At 62.4% G+C, this 23326-nt stretch carries 20 protein-coding genes and 1 pseudogene; 11 read left to right on the top strand and 10 right to left on the bottom strand.

From position 1 onward, the window contains the following. Positions 1-93 precede the first annotated feature (93 nt). Genes NR126_RS13520 through NR126_RS13510 form a run of 3 tightly spaced genes read left to right on the top strand, consistent with a single transcriptional unit; the run spans position 94 to position 5159 of the window. Positions 94-1293, top strand: coding sequence for a methionine gamma-lyase (locus NR126_RS13520; RefSeq protein ID WP_256830425.1), 1200 nt, complete (start codon positions 94-96; stop codon positions 1291-1293). Then, on the top strand, positions 1290-3977 hold the full coding sequence (gene mdeB / locus NR126_RS13515; protein WP_256830424.1) for an alpha-ketoglutarate dehydrogenase: 2688 nt from the start codon (positions 1290-1292) through the stop codon (positions 3975-3977). Before NR126_RS13520 ends, mdeB begins: the two co-directional genes overlap by 4 nt. Before the next feature lie 48 nt (positions 3978-4025). Further along, positions 4026-5159, top strand: a complete 1134-nt coding sequence (locus NR126_RS13510) for a branched-chain amino acid ABC transporter substrate-binding protein (RefSeq protein WP_027618122.1) — start codon at positions 4026-4028, stop codon at positions 5157-5159. A gap of 153 nt (positions 5160-5312) precedes the next feature. Here NR126_RS13510 and NR126_RS13505 read toward each other — a convergent pair whose 3' ends face one another. The 7 genes and pseudogenes from NR126_RS13505 to NR126_RS28990 all read right to left on the bottom strand — a co-directional run. Further along, on the bottom strand, positions 5313-6329 hold the full coding sequence (locus NR126_RS13505) for a succinylglutamate desuccinylase/aspartoacylase family protein (RefSeq protein WP_256830423.1): 1017 nt from the start codon (positions 6327-6329) through the stop codon (positions 5313-5315). A gap of 30 nt (positions 6330-6359) precedes the next feature. Further along, positions 6360-7334: a DMT family transporter gene (locus NR126_RS13500; protein ID WP_256830421.1), complete on the bottom strand. Its 975-nt coding sequence runs from the start codon at positions 7332-7334 to the stop codon at positions 6360-6362. Beyond that, entirely contained in the window at positions 7334-8032 is a 699-nt protein-coding gene (locus NR126_RS13495; protein ID WP_105755364.1) for an ABC transporter permease, read from the bottom strand. The genes NR126_RS13500 and NR126_RS13495 overlap by 1 nt, the downstream gene beginning before the upstream one ends. A 5-nt stretch (positions 8033-8037) precedes the next feature. After that, positions 8038-8751: an ABC transporter permease gene (locus NR126_RS13490; RefSeq protein ID WP_256830420.1), complete on the bottom strand. Its 714-nt coding sequence runs from the start codon at positions 8749-8751 to the stop codon at positions 8038-8040. Between the two features lie 150 nt (positions 8752-8901). Beyond that, entirely contained in the window at positions 8902-9684 is a 783-nt protein-coding gene (locus tag NR126_RS13485; protein ID WP_027618117.1) for a transporter substrate-binding domain-containing protein, read from the bottom strand. Positions 9685-9712: 28 nt separating this feature from the next. Then, positions 9713-10474 (bottom strand): ATP-binding cassette domain-containing protein, encoded by a 762-nt coding sequence (locus NR126_RS28995; protein ID WP_256830436.1) that lies wholly within the window; start codon positions 10472-10474, stop codon positions 9713-9715. Positions 10475-10588: 114 nt separating this feature from the next. Beyond that, a pseudogene (locus NR126_RS28990) lies at positions 10589-11176 on the bottom strand (aminotransferase class I/II-fold pyridoxal phosphate-dependent enzyme); the annotation flags it as partial. A gap of 317 nt (positions 11177-11493) precedes the next feature. Between NR126_RS28990 and NR126_RS13470 the strand changes: the two are divergent. Next, positions 11494-12540, top strand: a complete 1047-nt coding sequence (locus tag NR126_RS13470) for an ornithine cyclodeaminase (RefSeq protein ID WP_105755366.1) — start codon at positions 11494-11496, stop codon at positions 12538-12540. A 31-nt stretch (positions 12541-12571) separates the two neighbouring features. Here the strand turns inward: NR126_RS13470 and NR126_RS13465 are convergent, their stop codons facing one another. Then, the gene (locus NR126_RS13465; RefSeq protein ID WP_256830419.1) at positions 12572-13570 is read right to left on the bottom strand and encodes a bile acid:sodium symporter family protein; all 999 of its coding nucleotides are present in this window, start codon (positions 13568-13570) and stop codon (positions 12572-12574) included. An 83-nt stretch (positions 13571-13653) separates the two neighbouring features. Between NR126_RS13465 and NR126_RS13460 the strand changes: the two genes are divergently transcribed. The 7 genes from NR126_RS13460 (at position 13654) to NR126_RS13430 (ending at position 21641) form a co-directional block, all read left to right on the top strand. Further along, entirely contained in the window at positions 13654-14442 is a 789-nt protein-coding gene (locus tag NR126_RS13460) for a helix-turn-helix transcriptional regulator (RefSeq protein ID WP_027618113.1), read from the top strand. A 135-nt stretch (positions 14443-14577) separates the two neighbouring features. Further along, positions 14578-15183 (top strand): SCO family protein, encoded by a 606-nt coding sequence (locus NR126_RS13455; RefSeq protein ID WP_027618112.1) that lies wholly within the window; start codon positions 14578-14580, stop codon positions 15181-15183. Then, positions 15183-15653, top strand: coding sequence for a copper chaperone PCu(A)C (locus NR126_RS13450; RefSeq protein WP_256830418.1), 471 nt, complete (start codon positions 15183-15185; stop codon positions 15651-15653). Before NR126_RS13455 ends, NR126_RS13450 begins: the two co-directional genes overlap by 1 nt. A 292-nt stretch (positions 15654-15945) precedes the next feature. Beyond that, positions 15946-16452, top strand: a complete 507-nt coding sequence (locus NR126_RS13445) for a sigma-70 family RNA polymerase sigma factor (RefSeq protein WP_027618110.1) — start codon at positions 15946-15948, stop codon at positions 16450-16452. Further along, positions 16449-17417 (top strand): FecR domain-containing protein, encoded by a 969-nt coding sequence (locus NR126_RS13440; RefSeq protein ID WP_027618109.1) that lies wholly within the window; start codon positions 16449-16451, stop codon positions 17415-17417. The genes NR126_RS13445 and NR126_RS13440 overlap by 4 nt, the downstream gene beginning before the upstream one ends. A 103-nt stretch (positions 17418-17520) precedes the next feature. Beyond that, positions 17521-19962: a TonB-dependent siderophore receptor gene (locus tag NR126_RS13435; RefSeq protein ID WP_256830416.1), complete on the top strand. Its 2442-nt coding sequence runs from the start codon at positions 17521-17523 to the stop codon at positions 19960-19962. Positions 19963-20192: 230 nt separating this feature from the next. After that, positions 20193-21641, top strand: coding sequence for a HAMP domain-containing sensor histidine kinase (locus NR126_RS13430; protein WP_033866090.1), 1449 nt, complete (start codon positions 20193-20195; stop codon positions 21639-21641). 19 nt (positions 21642-21660) lie between these two features. Here the strand turns inward: NR126_RS13430 and NR126_RS13425 are convergent, their stop codons facing one another. Both NR126_RS13425 and NR126_RS13420 read right to left on the bottom strand, forming a co-directional pair. Next, positions 21661-22377 carry a hypothetical protein gene (locus tag NR126_RS13425; protein ID WP_256830415.1) on the bottom strand — a complete coding sequence of 239 codons (717 nt, stop codon included), beginning with the start codon at positions 22375-22377 and terminating at the stop codon, positions 21661-21663. Between the two features lie 254 nt (positions 22378-22631). Continuing rightward, positions 22632-23294, bottom strand: coding sequence for a glutathione S-transferase family protein (locus tag NR126_RS13420; RefSeq protein WP_256830414.1), 663 nt, complete (start codon positions 23292-23294; stop codon positions 22632-22634). Positions 23295-23326: the final 32 nt, after the last annotated feature.

Genomic DNA, 23326 nt, shown 5'->3' with positions numbered 1-23326 from the left:
TTCATGCCAAATAGGCGTTTAATTCGCAGGATATTTGGAATTTATCGCGTTGAATTTGAGCATAGCATTGTAGGAAATCAGGGAGCGTTCAGCATGAACAATAAAAACAATGAACTAGGATTTTCGACTCGTGCCATCCATCACGGTTACAACCCGCAGGACCACCACGGCGCGTTGATCCCGCCGATCTACCAGACCTCGACCTTCACCTTCGCCACCGCCGAATACGGCGCCGGCTGTTTTGCCGGTGAAGAAAGCGGGCACTTCTATACACGCATCTCCAACCCGACCCTGGCCCTTCTGGAATCGCGCATGGCGACCCTGGAAAACGGCGAAGCGGCGGTGGCTTTCAGTTCCGGGATGGGGGCGATTTCCGCGACTTTCTGGACCCTGCTGCGGCCCGGCGACGAAGTGATCGTCGACCGCACGTTGTACGGCTGCACCTTCGCCCTGCTGCATCACGGCATCGCCGAGTTCGGGGTCAAGGTGCGCCACGTCGACCTGTCCAACCTCGCCGCGTTGCGCGATGCGATCACCCCGGCCACGCGGATGATCTACTGCGAAACCCCGGCCAACCCGACCATGCAACTGGTGGACATCGCCGCTGTGGCCGCAATCAGCCGCCACCATCCGGACGTGACCCTGGTGGTCGACAACACTTACTGCACGCCTTACCTGCAACGCCCGCTAGAGCTGGGTGCCGATCTGGTGGTGCACTCGGCCACCAAATACCTCAGCGGCCACGGCGATATCACCGCCGGCATCGTCGTCACCTCCCAGGTCCTGGCCACTCGTATTCGCCTGCAAGGGCTCAAGGACCTGACCGGCGCGGTGATGTCGCCGCAAGACGCGTTTTTGCTGATGCGCGGGCTCAAAACCCTGGCGCTGCGCATGGAGCGTCATTGCAGCAACGCCCAGGTCATCGCCGAATACCTGCAAGCCCATCCGGCGGTGGCCTGGGTCACCTATCCCGGCCTGCCCTCCTTCGCCCAGTACGAACTGGCGGCGCGGCAAATGAAGCTGCCCGGCGGGATGATCGCCTTTGAGCTCAAAGGCGGCCTGGCCACCGGCCGGCAATTCATGAACGCACTCCACTTGTTCAGCCGGGCGGTCAGCCTTGGCGACGCCGAATCCCTGGCGCAACACCCGGCGAGCATGACCCACTCCACCTACACCCCGGAGCAGCGCGCGGAACACGGCATCTCCGAAGGTCTGGTGCGCCTGTCGGTGGGTCTGGAGGACATCGCCGACCTGCTGGCCGACGTCACCCAAGCCCTGGATGCCTGCGCATGACCACACCCAATGCGATCAACAACGGCCCGGGCGCGCCCCAGGACCAGGACCCCGAAGAGACCCGCGAGTGGCTCGACGCCCTCGCCTCGACCCTCGCCGCCTGCGGCCCGGAGCGCGCCCGTTACCTGCTCAAACGCCTGGAAGAATACGCCAGCGAGCACGGCATCCACCGCGACGCCCAAGCGTTTTCCGCGTACCGCAACACGCTGTCGCTGGAGCAACAGGGTACCTACCCCGGCGACCTGCAACTGGAGGAGCGCATCACTGGCCTGTTGCGCTGGAATGCCCTGGCCATGGTGGTGCGCGCCAACCACGCCTACGGCGAACTGGGTGGCCATATCGCCAGTTACGCCTCGGCGGCGGAGATTTTCGAAGTCGGCTTCCAGCACTTTTTCCGCGGCGATGGCGACAGCGGCCAACGCAATGCCGACCTGGTGTTTTTCCAGCCCCATTCGGCCCCCGGGGTGTATGCCCGGGCCTACTTGGAAGGACGTCTGAGCGAGGCGCAACTGGCCAACTACCGCCAGGAAATCAACGGCCCCGGCCTGTGCTCCTACCCGCACCCGTGGCTGATGCCGGACTTCTGGCAGTTCCCCACCGGCTCCATGGGCATCGGCCCGATCAGCGCGGTGTATCAGGCGCGCTTCATGCGTTACCTGCAGCACCGTGGCCTGGCGCAAACCGAGGGCCGGCATGTCTGGGGGGTGTTTGGCGATGGCGAGATGGACGAGCCGGAGTCCATCGCCGGACTGTCCTTGGCGGCCCGCGAGCAACTGGACAACCTGACGTTTATCGTCAACTGCAACCTGCAACGCCTCGATGGCCCGGTGCGGGGCAACGGACAAATCATCCAGGAACTGGAAGCGCTGTTCGCCGGTGCCGGCTGGAATGTGATCAAGGTGCTGTGGGGTTCGGAGTGGGATGGGCTGTTCGCCCGCGACATCGACAACGTCCTGCTCCGGCGCCTGGCCGCGACCCCGGACGGTGAGTACCAGACCCTCGGTGCCCATGACGGCGCCTACAACCTCGAACATTTTTTCCAGAAGGACCCGCATGTGCGACGCCTGGTGGAGCACATGAGCGTCGAGGAGATCAACGGCCTGAAACGTGGCGGCCATGACTTCAGGAAACTCTACGCCGCCTTCGCTGCCGCCAAAGCCTGCAAGGGCCGGCCGACGGTGATCCTGGCCAAGACCAAAAAAGGCTTCGGCATCGGCGCTGCCGGTGAGTCGCGGATGACCGCGCACCAGGCGAAGAAGCTCGATGTCGCTGCCCTGCTGACCTTTCGCGACCGCTTCAAGCTGCCGCTGTCGGACCAGGATGTGGAACAACTGCGCTTCTACCGGCCGCCGGAAGACAGCGCGGAAATGCGCTACCTGCGCGCGCGCCGCCAGGCCCTGGGCGGACCGCTGCCGGCGCGCAAAAGTACCGCGCCGGTGATCCCTGTGCCGGCGCTGGAGCAGTCCGGCGGCTTTGCGCTGCAGGCCGAGAACAAAGAAATGTCCACCACCATGGCCGCGGTGCGCATCCTCAATGCCTGGCTCAAGGCGCCACAACTGGGGCCAAGGGTCGTACCCATTGTCGCCGACGAAGCGCGGACCTTCGGCATGGCCAGCCTGTTCCGGCAGATCGGCATCTACTCGCCCCACGGTCAGTTGTACGAACCGGAGGACAGCGGCTCGATCCTCTCCTATCGCGAGTCGCGCAGCGGCCAACTGCTGGAGGAAGGCATCACCGAGGCCGGCGCACTGTCTTCCTGGGTGGCTGCGGCGACTTCGTACTCGGTACATGGCGAGCCGATGCTGCCGGTCTATATCTACTATTCGATGTTCGGCTTCCAGCGCGTCGGCGACCTGATCTGGGCTGCCGCCGACCAGCGTTCGCGGGGCATTCTGCTGGGCGCCACGGCCGGACGCACGACCCTGGGCGGCGAAGGCTTGCAGCACCAGGACGGCTCGAGCCTGGTGATGGCCTCGATGGTGCCCAACTGCCGGGCCTGGGATCCGTGCTTTGCCGGCGAACTGGCAGTGATCCTCGACCACGCCGCGCGGCGCCTGCTGGAGGAGCAATGCGACGAGTTCCATTACGTCGCAGTGATGAACGAAAACTACCCGCAGCCGAGCCTTGATCCGGTGCACCACGCCGATGTCCTGCGCGGCCTCTATCGCTATTCGCGCAGCGGCGAAAGCGCGCCAATCCGCCTGCGCCTGCTGGGCTCCGGGACCATCCTGCGTGAGGTGATTGCTGCCAGCGCGTTGCTGGCCGAGGACTGGAGCATCGCCAGTGAAGTGTTCAGCGCCACCAGTTTCAGCGAGCTGGCCCGTGAAGCCCGCGAGATCGAGCGCGACAACCGCCTGGACGCCCACGAGCAACGCAGCGGGCAACTGGACAAATACCTCGCGGGCAAGCAACCCATCATCGCCGCCAGCGACTACATCCGCGCCTGGCCGCAACTGATCGCCCAGTACCTGGCGGCACCCTACACCGTGCTCGGCACCGACGGCTTTGGGCGCAGTGACAACCGCCAGGCGCTGCGGCAGTTCTTCGAGGTCGACCGGCACAGCATCGTCCTCGCCGGGCTGAAAAGCCTGGTGGACCACGATGGCCTCGACCCGCAGATACTCGCCGAGGCGAACCGCCGCTACCGCCCCGATCCTGCGCCACATGCGCCGTGGAATCGCTGAAAAATCCGCAACACCTTCATGAGTCATTACCCACAGGAGTGGAACCCCATGAGTCGCATCAACAACAAGACCAGCCAACTGTTCGGCGCAATGATCCTTGCCGGGCTGTCCTGCCAGGTGCTGGCCGCCGACACCATCAAAATTGGCATCGCCGGCCCGAAAACCGGGCCGGTGGCACAGTACGGCGACATGCAGTTCAGCGGCGCGCGCATGGCCATTGAGCAGATCAACGCCAAGGGCGGTGTCGACGGCAAGCTACTGGTGGCTGTGGAATACGACGATGCCTGCGACCCCAAGCAGGCCGTAGCGGTGGCCAACAAAGTGGTCAACGACGGCATCAAATACGTGGTCGGGCACCTGTGCTCCAGCTCCACCCAACCGGCCTCGGACATCTATGAAGACGAAGGCATCGTGATGATCACCCCAGCCGCCACCAGCCCGGAACTGACCGCGCGCGGCTACAAGATGATCTTTCGCACCATCGGCCTGGACAACGCCCAGGGCCCGGCGGCAGCACGCTACATCGTCGGCCTGAAACCGGCGAATGTCGCGGTGCTGCACGACAAACAGCAGTACGGCGAAGGCATCGCCAGCTCGGTGCGCGAGATCCTTGGCAAGGAGGGCATCAAGGTCGCGATGTTTGAAGGCATCAACGTCGGCGAGCGCGACTACTCGTCGATCCTGACCAAGCTCAAGCAGGCCAATGTCGACTTCGTCTACTTCGGCGGCTACCACCCGGAAATGGGCCTGCTGTTGCGCCAGGCCAAGGAAAAGGGCCTGAGCGCGCGCTTCATGGGCCCCGAAGGTGTGGGCAACGACTCGATCTCGCAGATCGCCAAGGATGCCGCCGAAGGCATGCTGGTGACCTTGCCCAAGTCGTTCGACCAGGATCCGGCCAACCAGGCGCTCGTGGCCGCCTTTACCGCCAAACAGGAAAACCCCAGCGGTCCGTTCGTCCTGCCGACCTATTCGGCGGTGGACGTGATTGCCGGAGCGATCGTCGCGGCCAAGAGTGAAGACCCGGAGAAAGTCGCCGAAGCGATCCACAACGGCACCTTCAAGACCCCCACCGGCGACCTGAGCTTCGACGAAAAAGGCGACCTCAAGGACTTCAAGTTTGTGGTCTACGAATGGCACTACGGCAAGCCAAAGACCGAAGCCGAGCAAAGCGCCGGGCTGTGACGGGTTAGCCACACCGCATCAATTTCATCGCCAGCAGGCTGGCTCCTACAGGATCTGTTGTCGATCACAGTATCTGTGGTCACTGCAAATCCCTGTGGGAGCTAGCCTGCTAGCGATGCAATCACCTCGGTACACCAGACACACCGCCTACCGCTAATTCGGATCCAGCAACCCACCCCGCCAATTGCGCGACACCCGGCTGCCGGTGAATTTCGCCACCGCCATGCCCTGGGCGATCAATCGATCGCGGTAGCGGGTGACCAGGCGCCCGGCCTGCTCGGCATACAGCGCCACCTCCGATGAGGGATCACCGGGGCGCTGCAGGATTCGCGCAAAGCGCTGCCCCTCTTCGACAAAATCCCCCAACTCTCTTTCAAACACCAACACGCCAGGCTGCGGCGCGAGGATGGTTTCCATCTGACCCATTTCCAGCACCTGCACCGGCCAGTCAGCGGCAACCTGCGCCTCATCGATCACCCCACAGGCACAGAGCCAGGCGTACAGGCCATTGGCGTCCTGTTCGGCATAACGGTCGCTGACATCGCCCTGGCCGCGCAGCTCCAGGGTGGCCGCCATCTGCCGCGAATTGACCCCCGCACGCAGCCAGGGGGCAATCACGGTTTCCTCGAAGGAACCGTCACCCCCTTCGTCCCAGATAATCGCCACGTCCATGCGCATCGTCGCGGCCAGTTCACGCCCGCGGGGCCAGAAGCTGCGGTGCACGTAGAGATAGGGCAAGGCTTCGTCATCGGTGTGGAGGTCGAGCACGATGTCGGCGCTGGCGGCCAATTGCACCAGGCTTTTCTGCCAGTGCTGGATCACACTGCCAGGCCCCTCCGACGCCGCCGACTGATCGAAACCACGGTTGAAGTTGTGCCCGGTGGCGTCATGAAAACGGCCGAGGATACGCCCCTGGCGAAACTGCCCGATGCCCAGGGGATTGGCCTGGGGCACCAGGGTCACCGAACCCTTGAGCCGCCGCGCATCCTGTGCCTGTTGCAGCTTGGGCATCAGCAGATGCAGGACCAGCATCCCGGCGATTTCATCGGCATGCACCCCGGCCTGCAGGTGCACGGTCGGCCCCTCGCCGCTGCCGTCGAAGCGCCAGGCACCGACCCGCAGCGGGTCGCCATTGTTGTTGCGCACATTGAAGGAAATATCCCGTGCCATCCGCCCGTCTCCCCATTCAAGTCATCGTTATCAGCCTCGCGAACGTGGCTCCACGGCCTCGGCCTCCACGCCCCCATCGCCACCCTGCGGCGGATACAGCGGTTGCGACACCGAGCACTCGGCGCCCACCACATCCTGCTCGGCGTGACGACCGAAGATCATTGCCAGGGTGCCGCTGACCGCAATCAGCCCGGCGCCGATGATCAGCGAAGTGTCCATCAGCGTGCCCCAGACCAGGCTCGACAGGGCGAACGCCCAGATCAGCCCGGTGTACTCGAAGGGCGCCAGCAGGGTCGCGGTGGCCCGCTGAAAGCTGGCGAACAGCAGGAACTGACCAATCCCGCCCACCAGCCCGGCGGCCAGCATGCCCAGCCAGGCTGGGGTCGGCGCCGGGGTGTGGGTCCAGGGCAGCGCCAGCAGCATGCACAGCACAAACACCACGTTGGTGATCAGCATTTGTTCCAGTACCGAAGTCTGCTCATCGACCTGGCGCAACTGGATATAAGTAAACGCCCAGCACATCGCCGCCAACAGGGTCAGGACGATGGGCAACGGGTTAGTGATGTCGCTGGGTCGGCAAGCGATTATCACCCCGACAAAGCCGATGATCAGGCTGAACCACTGCCAGCCGCTGGCGCGCTCCTTGAGGATCAACGCCGCCAGCACCGTGACCATGATCGGCGCCGAGAAATACAGGGTGGTCATCTCTGCCAGGGTCAGGTCGCGGGCGGCGGTGTAGTACAGCAGCCAGGCGACAATCGACAGCAGCCCGCGTACCACCAGCAAGCGTCGGCTCGGCGAGCGCCAGGCCCGCCGGACCAACTGACTGCGACCCACCAGCAGGCAGGCGACAACCACCACCAGGCTGCGCCAGAACAGAATGCTGACCACCGAATAATCGGCCACCAGCCACTTGATCGCGGCATCCTGCAGGGCGAGGAACGCGTAGCCCAGGGTGCACAGGCCAATGCCTTGCAGCGAGCGGTCGACCCGCGACACGGTCATCAGACTGACCTGCGCAGCGGGGTGCCGCGGCGTTCGGCAAAGGCGAACAACGCTTCGATCAGGAACGTCAGGCAGACATAGACTCCGGCCACCAGCAGCAGCGGTTCGTAGACTTGCAGGGTCTGCGCACGCACCACGTTAGCGGCGCCGAGCAGGTCGATCACGGCGATGGTCGAGGCCAGCGCGGTGGACTTGAGCAGCATCACGCTCTCGCCGGCCAGAGTCGGCAACAGCAAGCGCATCGCCCGTGGCAAGCGCACCCGCAGCAGGGACTGGCGGGCCGTCATGCCGAAGGCCGAGGCGGCTTCCATCTCGCCTTTGGGCACGGCCAACAGACCACCACGGATCACTTCGCCAACATAGGCGCCCACCGACAGCACCAGGGCGAACACGATGTACCAGTAGCCGTCGCGCAAATAGGGCCAGAACAGGCTGCCGCGAATCAGCGGGAACTGGGCGAACAGGCTGCCCAGGCCGTAATAGAAGATGTAGATCTGGATCAGCAACGGCGTGCCCCGCCACAGGCTGGTGTAGAACAGACTGGCCTTGGCGATCACGCGGTTTTTCGAGATCCGCGCCAGCGCCACCAGCACCGCCAGGGCGAAACCGATCACGCTGGAAATCAACAGCAGGCTAACGGTGGTTTGCAGGCCTCGGCCCAACAAGGCCGCGTATTCGACAATCCATGCTGGAATCATTGCATTCACTCAGCCAAAGGCATCCAGCGACGAATCCGTCGCTCAAGCCGTCCCGACAGGTAGTTGGACAGCAGCGTCACCGCGTAGTACAGCGCGGCAGCCGTGAGGTAGAACAGCAGGTAATGCCGGGTCGAACCCGCGCCCTGTTTGGCGGTGTACAGCAATTCATTGGTGCCGACCACGCTGATCAGGGCGCTGTCCTTGATCAGGTTGATCCACAGGTTGGCCATGCCGGCCAGCGCGTACGGCGCCATGATCGGCAGCGTGACGCGGCGGAACAGGGCAAAACCATGAAGGCCGAAAGCCTTGCCCGCCTCGATCTGACCAAAAGGAATGGCCTGAATCGCCGCGCGAAAAATCTCCGAGGCGTAGGCGCCTTGTACCAAACCCAATACCAGGATTGCCGCCAGCGGTCCGCCGAGGTCCAGTGGCGGCTGACCCAGATGGGCGAGCAGCGCGTTGAGCAGCATCGAGCCGACGTAGTACAGCAGCAGGATCAACAGCAATTCCGGTACGGCGCGGAACAGCGTGGTGTAGGTGCGCATCAGCGCCGCAATCGGCTTCGGCGCACCGAGCTTGAGACAAGCCACCACCAGGCCAATCAACATACCGACCACAAAGGCCCCGGCCGATATCTGCAGGGTCATCCACAGCCCCCGCAACAACGCACCACCCCAGCCTTGATCGCCGAAGCCGATTAACTCGAACATTGCCGGCATTACCGACTCCCTCTCAGCACAGCTCAATCATTGTGTAGGAGCGAGCTCGCGATGGACGCCAGGACACCGCAGCTAAACAGACATAGCGCGTTGTCGTTGGCGTTTTTCGCGAGCAAGCTCGCGCCTACAGAAGCCCAAGCCGAGTCGCACTCAAAACGCCGGCTTCACATTGATCCCGAAATACCGCTGCGACAGATCGTCATAGTCCTTGCTCGCCAGCAGGGTCTCGATCGCCTGGTCGAGCTGCGCCTTGAGTTCGGTGTCGTCCTTGCGCAGCCCCGCGCCGACGCCTTTGCCGAAGATCGGGTCATAGGGCACAGTGCTGAGGAACGCGAGGTTCTGCGCGTCAGGGGTTTTGACGAACTCGGTCATGGCCGTGCCGTCGGCCATCATCAGGTCGATGCGCCCGGCGATCAGGTCGGCATTGGCCGAGTCCTGGGTGTCGTAGTACTTCACGTCGGCGATTTTTTCGTAATAAGCCTTCAGGTAGCTGGCACTGACGGTGGAGTTCTGCACGCCGATGACCTTGCCCTTGAGGTCATCCGGGTACTTGCTCACGGTCGTCCCCTTGGGCCCAACCACGGCAATCGCCGAGTCGTAATAGGCCTTGCTGAAAGCGATCTGTTTCTCGCGTTCGGCGGTCACCGACATTGAGGAGAAAATCACGTCGATCTTCTTCGCCAGCAGCGACGGAATGATCCCGTCCCAGGCCACTTCCTTGATCTCGCACTCGGCTTTCATCTGCGTACAGAGCTTGTGGATCAGGTCCACCTCGAAGCCCTTCCACTCACCGTTGGCCTGCTTCTCGGTGTACGGCGGATAAGGTTCCGCAGCTACCGCGAACCTGATCGGCTGGGCTTGCGCCGCGCTCATGCCGGCCAGCAATACGCAGGCCACGCCTGTCATCCAGTTTGCCAAACGTCGATTTCCCATGATGTTGCCCCGTGTTTTTTATTGTTGGTCAGCGAGTCTGATGAGCATTGACGAACTGTCGGCAACGCTCACTGCGTGGGTGTACGAACACTTCGTCCGGCGAGCCGGTTTCCTCGATCAGCCCCTGGTGCAGGAACGCGACCTTGGATGAGACATCGCGAGCGAAGGCCATTTCATGGGTCACCAGGATCATGGTCCGGCCTTCTTCAGCGAGCGAGCGGATCACCCGCAGCACTTCGCCGACCAGTTCCGGGTCGAGTGCCGAGGTGGGTTCATCGAACAGCATGACCTTGGGCCGCATGGCCAGGGCCCGGGCGATCGCCACCCGTTGCTGTTGGCCCCCGGAGAGAAACGCCGGGTACTCGTTGCGCTTGGCCGCCAGGCCGACACGTTCGAGCAGTGCTTCGGCCCGTTCGGTGGCCTCGGCCCGGCTTTCACGCAGGACCTGAGTCGGCGCTTCGATGAGGTTTTCCAGTACCGTGCGATGGGGCCAGAGATTGAAGTTCTGGAACACCATGCCGAGGCTGGATCTTATGCGAACAAGCTGCTTGGTGTCGGACACCAACGGCGCGCCAGGGCGAGTGTGGTTGAGACGAATGCTTTCGCCGTCTACCAGGACCCGCCCCTGGTCGGGCACTTCGAGCATGTTGATGCAGCGCAGCAAGGTGCTCTTGCCCGAACCGCTGGCGCCGATCAGTGAGATCACCTCACCTTCGCGAGCAGTCAGCGAGACGCCCTTGAGCACTTCGATATTGCCGAATTTTTTATGCAGGCCATCGACCTCGATCATGGTCCGGCTCGATGCGGGCGGCTCGACACTGATCCGAGGCGTGGCCGGTTTCGGCGGCTCATCGAACCGCACAACCGGCAGTTCGTGGCCCAGACTCAGCAACACCTGTTCGGCATGGGCCAACAGCGCCGGATCAGCGACCAGCCAACCCATTCGCCCACCGTTCAGGCCCTGACTGCCGATCACCACGCAGCGCTCGGCCATGCCCGGCAGCGCTGCCAGTCCCTGGGGCTCGCCGTCGCTTATCTGACCTGCATCGCCGACGTCAAGCACCACCCACAGGTCATGGGCGATGGCCAGGTCGGCGATGGCTTGCAACGTCTCAGGGTTAAACAGAACGCCGCTGTTGGGCTGCCGATTGGCCAGGACAATCGCCCGGCTGCGCGGGGAAATGGCCTTGGCCAACAGCGTGGCGTCGAACGTTGAAAATTCCTCAGCGCTACACGCTACCCGCACCAACGTCGCGCCGCTGGCCTGGAGAACGGCCTGATGTTGCAAGGGCATGGGATCGAGGGCCAGCACTTCGTCGCCGGCCGTGAGCAGGCAAAGTGCGGTGGCGAGCAGCGCATTCTGCGGCCCCGCCACGTGCAGCAGATTAGTTGCCCGAGATTCACCACCAGCGTCATCGTGCGTCGGAGGATGGAGTTGCCGGGCAGTCACACCCTGACCACGGATTCGCTCAACGAAGGGTGAAAACCGCATGCCAGTGCCTCGTTCAAGATGAAGAAACGCAAGCCCGCAACCAGCCGGGAAGAAGGTCGGAACAACATAATTGAGACTGAACAGTCGTTCAACAGAAAAGTGTGAGGCTTGCGCAATTAGGGTAAACAGGTCGTTTTTACGACAGTCTTGACGCTTTCAAAACGCCCCAGCCGAATCGGCTGTGGCGCTGTCAATTTCGACCGCCGCGGCTGCGCAAGGGCCACGCAATGGCCGAGATGGACGGTCGTAAACGCCGACAATAGAGCCATCAGCACACCTTGCGCCCTACCCTCAACTGCCAATAAAAAGGTACGCCCATGACCCGTTATGTTGATGTCCAAGACCTGAGCCGCCTGGTCCAGGAGAAAGGCCTGGCCACCTGCCTGAGCGAAATGGCCGAGTACATTCGCCAGGACTACCTGCGCTGGGAAGACTTCGAGAAATGTGCGCGCCTGGCCAACCATTCGCCAGACGGCGTGATCGAATTGATGCCGGTCTCGGACGCGACGCTGTACGCCTTCAAGTACGTCAACGGCCATCCGAAGAACACGCATCACGGCATGCTCACGGTCATGGCCTTTGGCGCCCTGGGTGACGTAGGCACCGGCAAGCCGGTGCTGCTCAGCGAAATGACCCTGACCACGGCGATCCGCACTGCCGCCACTTCGGCCCTCGCCGCGCGCTACCTGGCACGCCCCGAGAGCCGACGCATGGCGCTGATCGGCAACGGCTCGCAGAGCGAATTCCAGGCCCTGGCCTTCCATACCCTGCTGGGCATCACTGAGTTGAGCCTGTATGACATCGACCCGGCGGCGAGCGCCAAACTGGCGGCCAACCTCAACGCCTTCCCGGCCCTCAAGGTGAGCATTGCCACCAGCGTCGCCGACGCGGTGCGCGGCGCCGATATCGTCACCACGGTGACCGCCGACAAGACCTACGCCACCATCCTCACCCCGGACATGATCGAGCCAGGCATGCACCTGAATGCCGTGGGCGGCGACTGCCCGGGCAAGACCGAGCTGCATCGCGAGATCGTCGAGCGTGCCCGGGTGATCGTCGAATACGAACCGCAAAGCCGTGTCGAAGGGGAAATCCAGCACATGCCGGCCGACTCGCCGGTGACCGAGTTCTGGCAGGTGGTCAACGGCCAGGTGCAGGGCCGCCAGAACCCCGGGCAAGTGACCCTGTTCGACTCGGTGGGTTTCGCTCTGGAAGACTACTCGGCACTGCGCTACGTGCTGGACGTGGCCAAGGCCCTGGACATCGGCAGCGAGATCGAGCTGGTGCCGGAGTTGCAGGACCCGAAAAACCTCTTCGCCCTGCTGCAACCGCACAAAGCCGGCGCGCAATTGCGCCGGGCCTGATCAGACGGCGCACCCTACGGGGCGCACGTTCTCAAGGGTCAACCCGGCCCATCAGTTCGCTGACCGACTCCGGGCGTTTGGCGTAACGCTGGGCCAGCACCGCACAGACCATCAACTGAATCTGGTGGAACAGCATCAACGGCAGGATCAGCACGCCGATGGTGCTGCCGGCGAACAACACCTGGGCCATTGGCACGCCGGTGGCCAGGCTTTTCTTCGAGCCGCAGAACAAAATGGTGATGCGGTCTTCCTGATTGAAACCGAAGGCCTTGCCCAACAAGGTCGCGGCCACCAGCACCAGCGCCAGGACGATGCAGCACACCACCACCAGTCCCAGCAGATCGAGCACTGGGATCTTGTGCCAGATGCCCTCGATCACCGCCTCGCTGAACGCGCCGTAGACCACCAGCAGAATCGAGCCCTGATCGACAAAACGCAGCCAGTTCTTGTTGCGGCCCACCCAGGCGCCGATCCAGCGTCGAGCGATCTGCCCGGCGATGAATGGCAGTAGCAGTTGCACGCTGATTTTCAGGATTGCATCGAGGGTCGAACCGCCGTCGCCGTGCACGTCCAGCAGCAAAGTCACCAGCAACGGCGTGAGGAAGATGCCGAACAGGCTGGAGGCCGCCGCACTGCAGATGGCCGCCGGGATATTGCCCCGGGCCAGGGAGGTAAACGCAATCGCCGATTGCACGGTGGCAGGCAGCGCGCACAGGTAGAGCATGCCCATGTACAGGTCAGTGCCGATCAGCGGCGAAAGCAATGGCTTGAGGGCCAGGCCAAGCACCGGGAACAGCACGAAGGTCAGGCCGAACACCAACAGGTGCAGGCGCCAGTGACCGGCACCGGCGATGATCGACTCGCGGGACAATTTGGCGCCGTGGAGGAAAAACAGCAGGGCAATGGCGATGTTGGTCAGCCAGCCAAAACCGACCGCGACCTGGCCGCTGGCGGGCAGAAAGCTGGCGAGGAGCACCACGCCGATCAGGGTCAGGGTGAAGTTATCGGGGAGGAAACGGGGACGGGTCATGGGGATTTATCCGGGGGTTGCAAGTACATGGGGTTGACTCTAACGTGCCTGTCGATGACCGACTAACGCCAAAGAGCCAGCCGATGCCGCCTAAAGGACAGGAAAAAAGCTACCGCCGCAGCGTGCCGGGGCTGCCGAGCCTGCCGCGACCGGTCTACGGGCGCACCGAATCGCTGCCCAATCGGGCCTTGACCCGCCGTCACAGCCATCCCTGGGTACAGCTGTCCTACGCGATTCAGGGCGTTCTTGAGGTGCAGACCAGCGTCGGCCGCTTCGTCGCCCCGCCCCAGCGCGCGGTGTGGATTCCAGCCGGCGTGCCGCATCGGGTGTTCAGCTCGGCGCGCACCGAAATGCGCAGCCTGTATCTGGATTGCAGCGTCACCGCCTGGGCGCCACCGCGTTGCCATGTGCTGGGGGTCAGTGATCTGCTGCGCGAACTGATCCGCAGCTTCAGTCAGTTGCCGGTGGAATATCAGCAGGACGGCGCCCACGGGCGGTTAGTGCAGGTGCTGCTCGATCAACTGGCCGAAGCGCCGCCCATCGACCTGATGCTGCCGCTGCCCCAGGACAGTCGCCTGCGGCAGATTTACCAGAGCCTGCAAGCACACCCGGAACAACAGACCACGCTGGCGCAGTGGAGCGAGAAATTCGCCGTGGCCGAGAAAACCCTCAGTCGCCTGTTTGTGCGCGACACCGGCCTGACCTTCCGCGCCTGGCGCCAGCGTTTGCGCCTGTTGGGCGCGCTGACCCCGCTGGAACAGGGCGAGCGCGTCACCGATGTGGCCCTGGCCTGCGGCTACGACTCGACCTCGGCCTTTATCGCCGCCTTTCGGCAGCAACTGGGCGCCACACCCGGGGAGTTCTTCCCCTGAACCGCAGCGCCTGCCTGCGACCAATTGTCCAGTGTGCGGCACTGCGTCGCGGCATTTTGTTAGGATGCTCGCATTTTTTACGCTGACTACCTGCCAGGTCGTGTCGCCTGCCAGGCTGCCAAAGGGCGCTAACGCATGAGTGTTTTGTTGAATCGCCGCCAGGTGATTGCGGGAATGGGGTTGTTGAGTCTGGGCCTGCTGACCGGCTGTGACAGTCGCGGCGAGCTGTCCTACAAGTACGGCAAGGACCTGAGTGACAAGATCCTCGGACGCACGTTCAAGCTGAAAAACACCGACGGTGAAGTGCAAACCCTGTCGAGCTTTCGCGGCATGATGCCGATGGTGTTCTTCGGTTTCACCCAATGCCCGGCGATCTGCCCGACCACGCTTGCCCGTGCGGCGAAAATCAAGAAACTGATGGGCCGCGATGGCGACCGCCTGCAAGTGATCTTCATCACCCTGGACCCGGAACGCGACACGCCGCAGGTGCTCGACGCCTACGTTAAGGCCTTCGACCCGTCGTTTGTCGCGCTCTACGGCACCCTCGAAGAAACCGCGGCTACGGCCAAAGAGTTCGACGTGTTCTACGAAAAAGTTCCCAGCGGTTCGACCTACACCCTGTCCCATACTGCCACCAGCTTTGTTTTCGACTCCCGGGGCACCTTGCGCCTGGGCCTGTCGCAGTCGCTTTCGGCACAAGAGTGCACGGAAGACCTGCTCACCGTCATGGAGGTCTGCTAATGACCGCAACGTTCGCCAAATCCCGTTTCAGTCCACTCCTGCTTGGCGCCGCCCTGCTCGGCCTGGCCTTCCAGGTGTCGGCCCAGACCCAGGTCGATGACGCCTGGGTCCGCGCCACCGTCGCCGGCCAACAGGCCACCGGCGCGTTCATGACCCTCACTGCCAGCACTGACAGCAAGCTGGTCGAGGTGCAATCGCCAGCGGCCAAGCTGGTCCAGGTGCACCAGATGAGCATGCACGACGAAGTGATGAGCATGAAGGAAGTCCAGTCGGTCGAGCTGCCTGCCGGTAAGGCGGTGAGCCTCGATCCCCACGGCTACCATGTGATGCTGATGGAGTTGGTGGCGCAAGTGAAGGAAGGCGACAAAGTGCCGCTGACCCTGATCATCGAGAACGCCAAGGGTGAGAAAGAGTCGGTCCAGGTAGAAGCGCCGGTGCGGGCGCTGAACATGGCTGACCATAAGATGTAAGCACCCTGGAAAAACGACCGCAGGAGCTGGCTTGTTGGGTCGCCGCATCGCAGCGAAGGCGGCGGAACATCCAATACAGACGGTGACAGATAGACCGCTTTCGCTGGCAAGCCAGCTCCTACAGGGCTTGTGAACGACACACAAACTGTAGGAGCTGCCCGGGCGGCGTTCCGCTGCTCGCGATTAGACCCTCCACAACCGCCATGCAGTGAATGCCCGCAAAGATTGCAGTCTGGATCCTCTCAACGCTACTATTGAGAACGATTCACACTAACATCTGGAAAGCCGACCGGTGCAATCCCCTCCGAGCAGCAAGCTGGGTTTCTTTTTCAGCGATCATCACCGTTGGCTGTTGCAGCATATCCAGCGCCGTCTGCGCAATCATGCGGACGCCGAGGACACCGCCGCCGATACTTTCTGCCAGATGCTCGCAGCGCGGGTCGATCCGGACAGCATCGAACAACCGCGCGCCTACCTGTCGACCATTGCCCGACGGTTGATCTTCGACCGCCATCGCCGGCGCAAGCTGGAGTTGGCCTACCTCGAACGCCTGTCGGCGCTGCCGGAACTGCTCGCGCCCTCCCCCGAAGAACAACTGCAACTGATCGAAGCGCTGGTGGCCATCGACCGCGCCATCGACGGCCTGCCGCTGATCGTCAAGGCGACCTTCCTCTACAGCCAACTCGACGGCCTTAGCTACGTCGAGATCGCGCGCAAGCTCGATTTGTCGGAGCGCACTGTCAGCCGCTACATGAAACAGGCGCTGCGCCAGTGCTACCTGAGCGAGATGGGCTTATGAGCGCGCCACGCCTGGACCCGATCAGCGAGCAGGCCATCGACTGGATGGTCAAGCTGCGCGCCGGCCAGCCCGATCCACTGTTGCAGGAGCGCTTGAATACCTGGCTGGCGCAGGACCCGGCGCACCTGCAGGCCTGGAATATCTTGCAGGACCGCCTCGGTGGCTCGTTCAACACCCTGCGTGCCCTCGACCGACGCGTACCTGGCCAGGCTGGAGCCGCCCGCCAGTTACTGTTGCAGCCCCAGGGCACCCGCCGCGACGCATTGCGCGTCATTACCGGCCTTGGCCTGCTCGGGGGCGGCCTCTGGCTTGGCGCCCGCAGCCCGCTGGGCGACAGCCTGCTGGCGGACCTGCACACCGGGCGCGCTGAACGGCGCAATTTCACCCTGGCCGACGGCAGTCGTCTGAGCCTGAATGCCGAAAGCGCGGTGGACTTGCTATTCGACCAGCGTCAGCGCCTGGTGCTCCTGCGCCATGGCGAACTGCTGATCCAGGTCGCCGCCGATCCACACCGCCCGCTGCGGGTGCGCACCGCCCAGGGCGAAGTGCAGGCCCTGGGCACGCGCTTTCTGGTGAGCCAGGAGCAAGACGCCACCCGCATCGTGGTGCTGCAGCACTCGGTGCAATTGCGGCTGTTCGATGGCAGCCAGCGGGTCCTCGAAGAAGGCCAGGCCGCGCTGCTCTACGATCGGCAGATCGTCGCCCTCGAGCGCGATCAACGCCAGCGCGCCGACTGGCTCGACGGCCGATTGAACGTGCTCGATGAACCGCTGGAACAGGTGGTCGAGGCCTTGCGCCCCTACAGCCGTGGGCTCGTGCGGGTGGATCCGCAGATTCGCGACTTGCGCGTGCAAGGCGTATTCCCCCTCGACGACCCGCAGAAATCCTTCGCCGCGCTGGCCGAAACCCTGCCGATCCGGGTCGAGCGCTACAGCCCGTGGCTGACCCTGATTCGGTCGCAATAAGCCGGACGCAAAAATATTTATGAAAAAGATTCTTATTTGTGTCCGGTTTTCATTTCTCATCCCACCTATCTCCTGAACACTTCCACACGATCAGGAGAACGCTGTGTTTAACCCGCTGCCCACTGCCCTTTCCGCCGCTGTTACTTTGGCTACCCTGGCCAGCCCTGCGCTGGTGCAGGCGCAAGACCTGTCGTTCAACCTGGCGACCGGTCCCCTCGCTCGCACCCTGAACGCCATCGCCAGCCAGAGCGGGCAGATTCTTTCGCTGAACCCTGTGCTGGTGCAGGACAAACAGGCCCCCGCCGTGGTCGGCCGGATGTCCGCCGAGCAAGCCCTGAACACCGCCCTGTCCGGCAGCGGCCTGCAATTGCGGGTGACCGCCCAGGGCAATTTCAGCGTCGAGCCGGCTGCCGACAACAGCGGCGCGGTGCAACTGGGGGTCACCAGCATTGTCGAGCAGAGCGCCGACGCCACCACCGAGGACTCCGGTTCCTACGCGGCGCGCGCAGTGACCATCGGCAAGGGCAGCCACAGCCTGCGGGAAACACCCCAGTCGGTCAGCGTAATGACTCGCAAGCAACTGGACGACCAGGGCCTGACCGACCTCAAGGATGCGGCCAACCAGACCACCGGGCTGGTGGGTGTGCAAGGCGTCGGCAAGGGCATGATTCTGACCTCGCGCGGCTTCCAGATCGATGACTGGCAGTACGACGGCGTGCCGATCCCGCGCAACACTTACGCCCTGGGCAACTGGGCGACCCAGGACCTGATCTTCTTCGACCGCATGGAAGTGCTGCGCGGCGCTTCCGGTCTGTTGCAAGGCGCCGGCAGCCCCGGCGGCGCGATCAACCTGGTGCGCAAGCGCGGCCAGAATGTGCCGACCGTGGCCCTCACCGCCAAGGCCGGAACCTGGGATCACTACGGCCTGCAACTGGACGCCGGCGGCCCGCTGAACAGCAGCGGCACGGTACGCGGTCGCTTCGTTGCCGACGAGGATCAGAGCAACTCGTTTATCGACTACGACTGGAGCAAGACCCATTCGTTGTACGGCGCCCTGGACTTCGACTTGCGCGACGACACCACCCTCGGCCTGGCTGTCAGCAACTCCGACGCCAGCGCCCGGCCGATGGTTCGCGGCCTGCCACGCTACGCCAATGGCAAGACGGTGGATCTGTCGCGCTCGACCTTCACCGGTTCCGACTGGAACCGTTCGCACATCGACGTGACCACGGTCTATGCCGACCTCGAACACCGCTTCAACGACGACTGGAGCGCCAAGGTCGGCGCGGTGCGTATGAGCGAGAACAACGACTCGACCCAACAACGGGTGCAGAGCAGCGGCGATGGCCTGAACCTCGATGGCACTGGCGTGCAGTACGCCGACTGGGTCACCGATTTCGACTCAACCAAGGTTGGCGTCGACGCCAACCTGGTCGGGCATTTCGACGCCTTCAACATGGCCCAGGAAATCGTCGTCGGCGGCAACTATTCCAAGTTCACCTCCGATGACCGCATCGCCCGGACTTTCAACGACAGCAGCGACAGCATCTTTGACATTGATCATCACCGCCCCGCCATCAGCTACGACAGCCTGCTCAACACTCCGGGCGGGCGCGGCACCAGCAGCAAGTACGACATTCGCCAGAAAGGCCTGTACGGCACCTGGCGAGTCAAGCCGATCGAGCCGTTGACCCTGATCCTCGGCAGCCGCGTCAGCTGGTACGACTACCGCTACACCGCCGCCAACGAGTTCGCCATCACCCATGACATCGCGGTGCAAAACCCCAGCACCATGAGCGAAAACGGCGAAGTCACGCCGTTCCTCGGCGCCATCTACGACCTCAACCGCGAGTGGTCGGTGTACGCCAGCTACACCGATGTGTTCCAGCCGCAGAGCGAGCGCGATGCCAGTGGCAGCGTGCTCAAGCCGGTGGTGGGCAGCAACTATGAAGTCGGCCTCAAGGGCGAATTGCTCGACGGCCGGGTCAATACTTCCTTCGCGCTGTTCCGCTACGACCAGGAAAACCGCGCGGTGAATGACGTCGCCTCGGGCTTCGCCTGCGACGGCTGGTACTGCTCGACCGCCTCGGGCAAGGTGCGCAGCCAGGGCCTGGATGCGGAAGTCAGCGGCGAAGTGCTCGACGGCCTGAACCTGTTCGCCGGCTACACCTACAACACCACCAAGTACCTCGATGACCCGGTCAATGAAGGTCGAGTGTTCAGCCAGTGGACGCCCAAGCACATGCTGCGGGTGTGGAGCGACTATCAGTTCAGCGGCGACTGGAGCCGGGTCAACGCCGGCCTGGGCTTTACCAGTCAAACCCATACCCTGGGTTACGAGCGAACCTATGAAGTGCCTGGCTATACGGTGTGGAACGCACGCCTGGGCTACAAGCTGAGCGAGGAAGTCGACCTGGCGCTGAACGCCTACAACCTGTTCGATAAACATTACTACGTCGCCGGCTACAACCAGCTCGACGGCAACAACAACTTCGGCGACCCGCGCAACCTGATGTTCAGCGTCAAGTACACCCCGACCTTCTGAGCCTTTGCTCGTCACCCACTGCAGGCGCCAGCCTGCTGGCGATAGCGGTAGGCCAGTCAATATTATTGGCGGCTGACACACCGCTATCGCGGGCATGCCCGCTCCCACAGTGGGTGTGTGGAAGCCTGTCGACTCGTGGCGATGAAGTTGACGCGGTCTGGCCAATGTTCACCTAAGCTCAAAAGTCATGGCATGCCGCCATCAACGGACAGTGATGCAGGGTGTTCGTCATGAATCTGAAATCCGTGTGGTCGACCGTCCTGCCTCGCGGATCGGTCGACGCGATTGCCCCGACCCGACGCTTCGACCTGCTGCGCTGGTTCTCGCTGATCAGCTTTGTCCTGATCAGCGCCATTGCCTTCGGCCTGGGATCGATCTCCACACGCTTCCTGATCAACGAGAGCCTGGAGCGCGACGCCCTGCTGTCAGCACAGTTCATTCAGAGCCTGGCCAAGGGCGAAGTCCGGCATCACGGTTTATCCGGGATGCGCATGGGCGACATCCTCGCGCCGGTCGACTACGCCATGCTGGCACCGGACATCGCGCAGAATCGCCTGCGCGCGCGCTCGGAGTTCTTCGATCACCTGGCCAACCTGCCTGACACCCTGCTAATCAACATCTACTCGGCGCAACGCCGGGTGATCTGGTCGAGCAACCCGCAACTGATCGGGCACAGGATTGACGATGACCCCGCCCTCGATGCCACCTTCAGCGCCAGGGAACCGGTGCTGGTGCGCTACAGCGAACTGAATGAACAACGCCCCGAACAGAAATTCCTCCGTGAACCGGAAATGTTCTACATCGAGAACTACATTCCCCTCAGCGACGACCGCGGCAACATCCTCGCCGTAGTGGAAATCTACAAGGAACCGGTAGACCTGATCGAACGGGTCGACCGTGGCTATGCCTGGATCTGGCTGTCCACCGCGGTCGGCGGCCTGCTCCTGTACTTCGGGCTATTCTGGATCGTGCGCCGGGCGGCGATGCAACTGGCCGCGCAGGAAAACCAACTGGTCGCCAACAAAACCTACGTCGGCCTGGTGGAAATGTCCTCCGCCGTCGCCCACAACCTGCGCAACCCGCTGGCGGTCATTCGCAGCAGCGCCGAACTGGCCCATGACACCCCCGGCCAGCCAGCCAAAAACAACATTGGCGATATCATCGGCCAGGTCGATCGCATGGCCGGCTGGGTCCACGACTTGCTGGTGTGTTTGCGGCCTCTGCGCGGTGAACCGCAACCTCTGGCTCCGCTGCCGATCGTCCAGACGGCGCTGACCCAGTTCAGCCAACAGTTGACCCTGGCGCAGGTGCGGGTCGAGTTCAAGCCAGAACCGCTGCCGCTGATCATCAGCCACCCGTTGCTGCTGTCACAGATCCTCAACAGCGTGATTGCCAATGCCATGGAAGCGATGCACGGCGGCGGAACCCTGAGCATCAGCGCGCGCCTCGACAAGTCGCGGCAATGGCTGGACCTGATCATCGCCGACAGCGGTGAAGGCATGTCACGGCAACAGGAACTGCTGGCGTTCAAATCTTTCTACACCACCCGACAGGGACGGCTGGGCATCGGCCTGGTGATGGTCAAGCAGATCATGCAGAGCTTTGGCGGCGAGGTCAGCCTGAGCACCTTCGAGCAGCAGGGCACGTCCGTGTGCCTGCGGTTCAAGGTGGCGCAATGAGTCAGTCTTTATGGAGGATTCAAACTTGTACAGACACCCCCTGAACACTGCGGTAATCATCCATCTTGTCGAGAGAAGCATTATGCCTGGCCATGGCATTTATCCTTTTTACGCACGCTAAGGAAAAGCTGATGAGCAACTCCTCCGCGCCCTCCGCACTATTGCCCCCGTTGACCTCCAATAACTGGATGCAGTGCTTCAAGTCCTCAATAATCCCTGGTGAATAAAGTTTGCCATGCTCGTCCATATGCTCAAATGCAGCCCATGCCTCAAGGACCAGTTTGGTTCTGTAGGCTTTTCTTTCATCCCGCAGACCTCGCTCATACCCGGTTCTTTCGGCGCCCCGTTGTTCATCCAGATGTTGATTTGCCAAGACCCGCGCGGCCAGTGCCTGATGAGTTTGCAGAGCATGCAATTGCTCGGCGCCGCGTGCGCATTTGTTTTTCCAGAATGACCTGACTCGGCGGACCCAGGCGGGATAAATCGACAGACATTGCGCAGAAGTCACGCGGGTTTGCGCTGCTACTTCCTCGAATGTGAGCACCGCCACCGGCAATCGGGTGCCCTTGCCAAAAAGGGCATCGAACAACTTCCCGAGCGTTGTATAAGTCGAGAGCTTCGGCAGACAAGTCCACTGAGAAAAACAATCGACCTGCTGTGAGTTCAACCCAGAACAGTCAACCAACAAACTGTAATGTTCAAATAGTCGGATTTGTATATTTACGGTCGTGATCATTTTCAACGTCCCCATCGCACTTGGCTGCTTTCGATGTGGGCATGTAACCATATGAAATTGCGCAAGAAAACACAAAAAATATATATTATTGGTTTTGTCAATATTTTATTTAATTTTATTGTTTGCTAATCTAACCCTTACCTCGCGCTTAAAAAAAAGCACTCACGGCATAAGGGAAGTTAAATACCCCTTTAGTCGAGCTTGTGCGCCCCTCATACGACTATTTCACCACTGCTGTCCCGCCTCTTTACCCCCTACTTGAATCGCGCTGGCAACTGCTCGGCAAACGGATAAAAACCAAAATACGGCTTGGCCTCTTCGATCACCCGTGCGAACGAAGGCCGGCTGGCCAGGCGCTCGAAATAAGCGCTCAAGCCAGGACACTCAGCGGAAAACGGCACCAGGGTGCTGGCGTAGAACAGCGCCGGGGCAGCGGCGCAGTCGGCCAGGCTGAAATCGTCACCGACGATCCAGGCATTGCCGGCGAGTTGGCGCTCGATCATGCCGTAGGCGGTGGCCAGGGTGGTGCGCGCAGCACTCAAGTCGGCATGGGTGCCACGCAGACGGTCGGCGACGATTTCCTGCATCGGGCTGTGCACGTAGTTGTCGAAAAAACGGTCCCAGAAACGCACGTCCAATGCCCTGCCCCAATCGCTTGGCAACAACGGATGCAGCCCGCCGTAATAGTGGTCGAGGTATTCGATAATCACACTCGACTCCGCCACATCACGCTTGCGCAGTTGATCATGGAGCACCGGAAACTTGCCCATTGGCCACAGCAACTGCAGCTCCAGGCGGTCAGCGTCGTTACCCAGATTGATGATCCGGCGTTCGAATTCAACGCCGCACTCATTCAACGCGATCAGCACCTTGTGGCAGTAGGACGACAGCGGGTGGAAGTACAGAGTCAGCGACATGTCAGGCCCCTCGATGTAACAAAGTTTCTCTA

The sequence above is a fragment of the Pseudomonas sp. Pse1 genome (assembly GCF_024519635.1).
Taxonomy (GTDB): Bacteria; Pseudomonadota; Gammaproteobacteria; order Pseudomonadales; family Pseudomonadaceae; genus Aquipseudomonas.
The sequence above is the reverse complement of the archived record's forward strand: the minus strand, read 5'-3'. Positions and strand labels throughout refer to the sequence as shown.

Bases quoted from the DNA above. Each gene is read 5' to 3' on its own strand.
- NR126_RS13430 (WP_033866090.1), top strand. From the start codon at position 20,193: ATGAATCTGAAATCCGTGTGGTCGACCGTCCTGCCTCGCGGATCGGTC.
- NR126_RS13465 (WP_256830419.1), bottom strand. From the start codon at position 13,570: ATGACCCGTCCCCGTTTCCTCCCCGATAACTTCACCCTGACCCTGATC.
- NR126_RS13510 (WP_027618122.1), top strand. From the start codon at position 4,026: ATGAGTCGCATCAACAACAAGACCAGCCAACTGTTCGGCGCAATGATC.
- NR126_RS13495 (WP_105755364.1), bottom strand. From the start codon at position 8,032: ATGATTCCAGCATGGATTGTCGAATACGCGGCCTTGTTGGGCCGAGGC.
- NR126_RS13440 (WP_027618109.1), top strand. From the start codon at position 16,449: ATGAGCGCGCCACGCCTGGACCCGATCAGCGAGCAGGCCATCGACTGG.
- NR126_RS13420 (WP_256830414.1), bottom strand. From the start codon at position 23,294: ATGTCGCTGACTCTGTACTTCCACCCGCTGTCGTCCTACTGCCACAAG.
- NR126_RS13505 (WP_256830423.1), bottom strand. From the start codon at position 6,329: ATGGCACGGGATATTTCCTTCAATGTGCGCAACAACAATGGCGACCCG.
- NR126_RS13485 (WP_027618117.1), bottom strand. From the start codon at position 9,684: ATGGGAAATCGACGTTTGGCAAACTGGATGACAGGCGTGGCCTGCGTA.
- NR126_RS13520 (WP_256830425.1), top strand. From the start codon at position 94: ATGAACAATAAAAACAATGAACTAGGATTTTCGACTCGTGCCATCCAT.
- NR126_RS13490 (WP_256830420.1), bottom strand. From the start codon at position 8,751: ATGCCGGCAATGTTCGAGTTAATCGGCTTCGGCGATCAAGGCTGGGGT.
- NR126_RS13450 (WP_256830418.1), top strand. From the start codon at position 15,183: ATGACCGCAACGTTCGCCAAATCCCGTTTCAGTCCACTCCTGCTTGGC.
- mdeB (WP_256830424.1), top strand. From the start codon at position 1,290: ATGACCACACCCAATGCGATCAACAACGGCCCGGGCGCGCCCCAGGAC.
- NR126_RS13455 (WP_027618112.1), top strand. From the start codon at position 14,578: ATGAGTGTTTTGTTGAATCGCCGCCAGGTGATTGCGGGAATGGGGTTG.
- NR126_RS13500 (WP_256830421.1), bottom strand. From the start codon at position 7,334: ATGACCGTGTCGCGGGTCGACCGCTCGCTGCAAGGCATTGGCCTGTGC.
- NR126_RS13425 (WP_256830415.1), bottom strand. From the start codon at position 22,377: ATGATCACGACCGTAAATATACAAATCCGACTATTTGAACATTACAGT.
- NR126_RS13460 (WP_027618113.1), top strand. From the start codon at position 13,654: ATGCCGCCTAAAGGACAGGAAAAAAGCTACCGCCGCAGCGTGCCGGGG.
- NR126_RS13470 (WP_105755366.1), top strand. From the start codon at position 11,494: ATGACCCGTTATGTTGATGTCCAAGACCTGAGCCGCCTGGTCCAGGAG.
- NR126_RS28995 (WP_256830436.1), bottom strand. From the start codon at position 10,474: ATGATCGAGGTCGATGGCCTGCATAAAAAATTCGGCAATATCGAAGTG.